At 58.7% G+C, this 4,658-nt stretch carries 6 protein-coding genes; 3 read left to right on the forward strand and 3 right to left on the reverse strand.

Annotated elements, in window-relative coordinates; genetic code table 11:
- Together ABYW26_RS10850 and ABYW26_RS10855 are read right to left on the reverse strand one after the other, a co-directional pair.
- On the reverse strand, nucleotides 1-391 hold a 391-nt coding region (locus tag ABYW26_RS10850), incomplete at its 3' end, for a CoA-binding protein (protein ID WP_372604872.1).
- 11 nt (nucleotides 392-402) lie between these two features.
- Nucleotides 403-975 (reverse strand): peroxidase-related enzyme, encoded by a 573-nt coding sequence (locus ABYW26_RS10855; protein ID WP_372604874.1) that lies wholly within the window; start codon nucleotides 973-975, stop codon nucleotides 403-405.
- A 266-nt stretch (nucleotides 976-1,241) separates the two neighbouring features.
- Here ABYW26_RS10855 and ABYW26_RS10860 point away from each other — a divergent pair, with 266 nt between their 5' ends.
- From ABYW26_RS10860 to ABYW26_RS10870, 3 genes are read left to right on the forward strand one after another with little or no spacing between them, the layout of a single operon-like run.
- On the forward strand, nucleotides 1,242-1,769 hold the full coding sequence (locus ABYW26_RS10860) for a TRAP transporter small permease subunit (protein WP_372604876.1): 528 nt from the start codon (nucleotides 1,242-1,244) through the stop codon (nucleotides 1,767-1,769).
- The gene (locus ABYW26_RS10865) at nucleotides 1,762-3,069 is read left to right on the forward strand and encodes a TRAP transporter large permease (protein ID WP_372604877.1); all 1,308 of its coding nucleotides are present in this window, start codon (nucleotides 1,762-1,764) and stop codon (nucleotides 3,067-3,069) included. Before ABYW26_RS10860 ends, ABYW26_RS10865 begins: the two co-directional genes overlap by 8 nt.
- A 33-nt stretch (nucleotides 3,070-3,102) precedes the next feature.
- Complete coding sequence (locus ABYW26_RS10870) at nucleotides 3,103-4,224, forward strand: C4-dicarboxylate TRAP transporter substrate-binding protein (protein ID WP_372604879.1); 1,122 nt, start codon at nucleotides 3,103-3,105, stop codon at nucleotides 4,222-4,224.
- An 81-nt stretch (nucleotides 4,225-4,305) separates the two neighbouring features.
- Here the strand turns inward: ABYW26_RS10870 and ABYW26_RS10875 are convergent, their stop codons facing one another.
- Nucleotides 4,306-4,551, reverse strand: coding sequence for a DUF2478 domain-containing protein (locus ABYW26_RS10875; RefSeq protein WP_372604880.1), 246 nt, complete (start codon nucleotides 4,549-4,551; stop codon nucleotides 4,306-4,308).
- Nucleotides 4,552-4,658: the final 107 nt, after the last annotated feature.

Consider the following 4,658-nt stretch of genomic DNA (forward strand, 5'->3'; position numbering starts at 1 on the left):
ACAGCCGCAGACCGGCTGCCTTGGCGCGCCGCACGATCCTAAGCTGCGTCTGCCGCCCCTCTTCCCCGGTTTCCGCGAACCCCGAGGCCAGCGCGATCAGCGCCTTTGACCCGTTGCGGATCGCCGCCTCAACAACGTCTTCCAGTGCCTGCGCCGGAACGCGGGCAATCACCAGATCGACCGGTTCGGGCACCTGATCGAGCGTGGCCAAGGTGGCCCGGCCATAAAGCGTATCCGTTCGGGTCGTGACCGGATACAGCCGCCCCTGCCAGCCCGCTTCGATGAAATCATGAATGGTGCGCGTGCCCATCCGGCCCGGCGTGAACGCCGTGGCGCCAACCACCGCGACGCTCTCCGGCTCCATCAGGGGGCGCAAAAAATGCTCGTTCATGACTGCGGTCTTCACCGGTTCATACCGTGGTATTCGCGGTTTGGCGCCATCTCCAACCCATGCGCCATGCGGTTTGTGTAGTTGAAGAACGAGGTGACATCGGTGATGTCGAAAATCTCATCGTCGCTGAAGCCGACCGCCCGCAACCCTTCACGGTCTTTCTCGCTGATATCCTCGGGTGTGTCCGTCAGCTTCCAGGCAAAATCCAGCATCGCGCGGTGGCGCTCTGACAGCTGCGCGGCACGATAGTTGAACACCATCAGCTCGCCGAATTCCGGGTTTCCCGAAAGCTCTCGAATCATCTGTCCATGCGCCACGAGACAGTAAAAACAACGGTTTCTGGCCGACACCACCGTTGCGATCATCTCGCGCTCCAGCTTGGTCAGGGGGGAGTCGCCCAGCATAAGCTCGTTGTAAAACGCGCTGAATGTCCTGAGCTTGGCCGGATTGCCAGTGTAGCAGCGCAGCACGTTGGGAATCATTCCCAACTTCTCCTCGCATGTATCGAAATATGCCTGCGTTTCAGGGTCCAGCTCGGATTGATCCGGCAAGGCAATACGCGCGATCTCGGTCGGGTGAGCCATGTCAGTTTTTCCGCCTATTAAATACCAACTTTTTATAAAACTAGACCTGCACCCGGCCAAGCGTCAAGCAAATCCTGAGACGCGTTTTCTTGAAATCGCGATGAACGGCAATCAATCAACTGTTTTTATTGTATTTATTTTTGACACCTAGCGCCTGCCTGAAACTTTTGAAAAATCTTCGGTTGACAGGGTGTAGGCCTGACATATTAAGTTGGTATTTATAAATTCGCCGGTCCACCGGCATTCCGTCGATCAGGGAGGAGATCATGCGGGCACTCATGGCGGTCGACGCCATTTTATCCAGAACATCCCACGTCCTGCTCTTGCTGTCCGGCATCGCGCTGGTTGCGATGATGCTGCAGGTCTCTGCGGATGTGGTTGCGAAATACTTATTTCACAGCCCCATCAAGAGCACGCTCGACGTTGTGACTTACTATTACATGGTCGCCCTCACCTTTCTGCCGCTGGCGGCGGTCGAGCGCGGCGGCGGCCATATCGCGGTGGAGCTTCTGACACAGGTTTTCTCGCCCCGATGGCGCAACCGTCTTGCGCTTCTGTCGGCGCTGGTCTCGTGCGCGTTTTTTGGCGTGTTGGGGGTCATCACCCTGAGCACCGCAATCCAGAAATTTCACATTGGCGAATACGTCATGGGCACGCTTCACCTTCAGATCTGGCCCTCGCGGTTCTTCGTGCCAATCGGCTTTTGCCTGATCGCGATGGTCTGTCTTGCAAAGGCGCTTAGAGATGCGTTCGGCCTGTTTGGCGTTTCGCAGGAGGACGAACGTAATGGGTGATCTCAGTATCGCACTTATCGTATGCGGCGCGCTCATCGGATTGATGCTGCTTGGGGTCAATATCGGGGTGGCCCTCGGGGTCAGCGCCTTTATCGGGACGTGGATTATCCTCAATCTCGATGTGGCCCTCGGCGTTCTTTCGGGCATCCCCTACGACTTCGCGGCAAGCTGGAAACTCAGTTCGATCCCGATGTTCCTGTTCATGGGCTACCTTTGCTATCACGCAAAACTGACGGACGGACTCTTTCGGGCGGCGCGCCTCTGGCTGTCGAACCTGCCCGGCGGACTTGCGATCTCGTCCATCGGGGCAGCGGCCGGATTTTCCGCCGTAACCGGCTCGTCCGTGGCCTGTGCCGCTGCAATGGGGCGCATCGCTGTGCCCGAAATGCTGAAAAGTGGCTATGATAAGGGCCTTGCCTCTGGTGTCGTCGCCGCAGCGGGGACCATCGGCTCGTTGATCCCGCCCAGCATCCTGCTTTTGCTTTACGGGATTTTTGCCCAAGTCCCGATTGGCCAGCTTTTTCTCGGAGGCGTCGGCCCCGGCATCCTCACCGCCCTGCTTTATAGTCTGATGATCATCCTGCGTGTTCGCGCAAACCCGCGTCTTGCCCCGCGCGTGGTCGAATCTATCAGTTGGCGGGATCGGTTTTCCGCACTGGTCGATGTCTGGCCGGTGCTGGCCATTGCCGCGGGGGTCTTTGCCGGGCTCTTTGCCGGACTTTTCACCCCGACCGAGGCCGGGGCGATCGGGGCATCGCTCTCGTTGATCCTGGCACTTGCCCGCCGCACCCTGACTCGCGCAGGTTTTCTGGCTGCCGTGAAAGAGACCGTCTGGACCACCGCCGCGATCTTTGTGATCGCCATCGGCGCCCATATGCTGACGCGGTTTCTCGCGCTTGCGGGCCTTGCCGACGCGCTTGCAGGCCTAGTGGTGGATACCGGATTTCACCCTTTGATCGTCATGGCCGGCATGGCCGTGATTTACCTGATCCTTGGCATGTTCCTTGATCCGATCGGCATCATGCTTTTGACGCTTCCGATCTTCTTGCCGGTGGTCGAAGCATTGGACATCGATCTGATCTGGTTCGGCGTTCTGGTCACCAAATACCTTGAAATCGCGCTGATCACGCCACCTGTCGGGTTGAACGTCTTTGTCATCAAGGGCGTTGTCGGAAAAGAAATCCCGACCAGCACTATCTTCCACGGCATCCTGTGGTTCATCGTGGCCGACCTCGGCACGATCACGCTGATGCTGCTTATTCCCGAAATCGTCGTCGCATTGCCAAACGCCTTTTGGTGAGCGGCGCAATCAGATCACACAGAGGAGGAAACCATGAATATGAAACGACACATAGTAGCAGCCTTAGGCAGCCTTGCGCTGACCGCCGGGGTCGCAAACGCAAAGGATGTCAATTTCGCATCCTTCCAACCGCCCAAAAGTGCCGCTGTGACCCACGGCCTTGAACCTTTCGCCGAGCGGGTCGAGGCTGCAACAGATGGTGAATTGGACTTCTCGGTCTTTTCCGGTGGGGCACTTCTTGGGGCGCGCAACACTGTCGAAGGGCTCCGCAGCGGCATCGCCCAGATGGGTCAGATAGTCTTTGGCTATCACCCGGCCGAGTTCCCCAGCAGTGTCATGATTGCAGATATGGCCATGTATGGCGAATACCCGCCCGCCGTTGCCGCCGCTGTAACTGAATACGTCCTGCTGCATTGCGACAGCTGTCAGAAGGAATACGCCGCAGAGGGCATCGTCGTGCTCGGCCTGACCAGCACGTCGCCCTATGTTCTTATTGGCAATACAGACCTCAGCGACCTGTCCAACCTTTCTGGCCTCAAGGTGCGCACCCCAGGCGCGCTTTGGGATCGCTGGGCCACGCATTTCGGGGCCACCTCGGTCAACATGCCGTCCAGTGACATGTACGAAGGCCTGTCGCGCGGCGCGCTCGATGTGGTGCTGCAACCGGTCGGCTCGTTGAAATCGCACAGCTTCTGGGACATCGCAAAAGATGTGACCGTAACCAACCTCGGCACTTATCGCGCTTGGGGCATCTTCGCCGCCGGTGAAGGGTTCTGGTCGGGCCTCAGCGATGAGCAGAAAAAGCTGATGATCTCCGAGGCCGCCTATGGCGTGATCGAGGCTTCGCTGGGCTACATGGAGCTTGATGACCAGGCGCTTGCCGAAGCCGCAGACCACGAGGTCAGCATCCACGAGCCGACCGAGGCGCACAAAGCCGCCATGGCAGAGTTTATCAAGGCAGACCGGGCCAATATTCTGTCTAAGGCCCGCGATCAACTGGGCCTTGCCGACGCTGAAGAGCGGCTCGAAACATTTACCGGTCTCATTGCCAAGTGGGACGAGAAATTCGCGCTCGTCCACGGCGATCTCGATGCCATGGCCGCCATGCTTCAAGAGGCCCTCGCCCCCGAGATCGACAGCCTTATCGCGAACTGAGCGATTGCCAGGCCCGGAGGGCGGCCAACCGCCGCCCTCCCTCCCCGGACGTGTTCATTTGGGCGTGCCACATCAGTGGTCTTAACTCGCTTGCCCTATGCTTTCGCTGCGGCCAAAGCGATTGATCGCCAACAAATCCGCGCCCTTGGTCAGATCATCGGCCACGCGGACGCAGCATTCCGCCAGTCCTTGCGGGTTCAATTTGCACCCACGGGCCCCAGTGCCCAGATCCTGAGTCACCGCAAATCTATGTGTGCTTCCGATTGGGAACAGGTAGATTTCCTTGCAGGTTTCACCAATCCCGGTCGAGCGTGGGCCATCTTGCAAAACCCGGCAACCCGGCTTCCCTTATCCCGCAATCGCCTGACAAGCGCGGACATCCAGACATCAACGGCCGGGTCGGACGACGCGATAATTCCCATTTCCGTCTGCGT

This window comes from Actibacterium sp., from assembly GCF_041584535.1.
GTDB lineage: Bacteria > Pseudomonadota > Alphaproteobacteria > Rhodobacterales > Rhodobacteraceae > Actibacterium_D.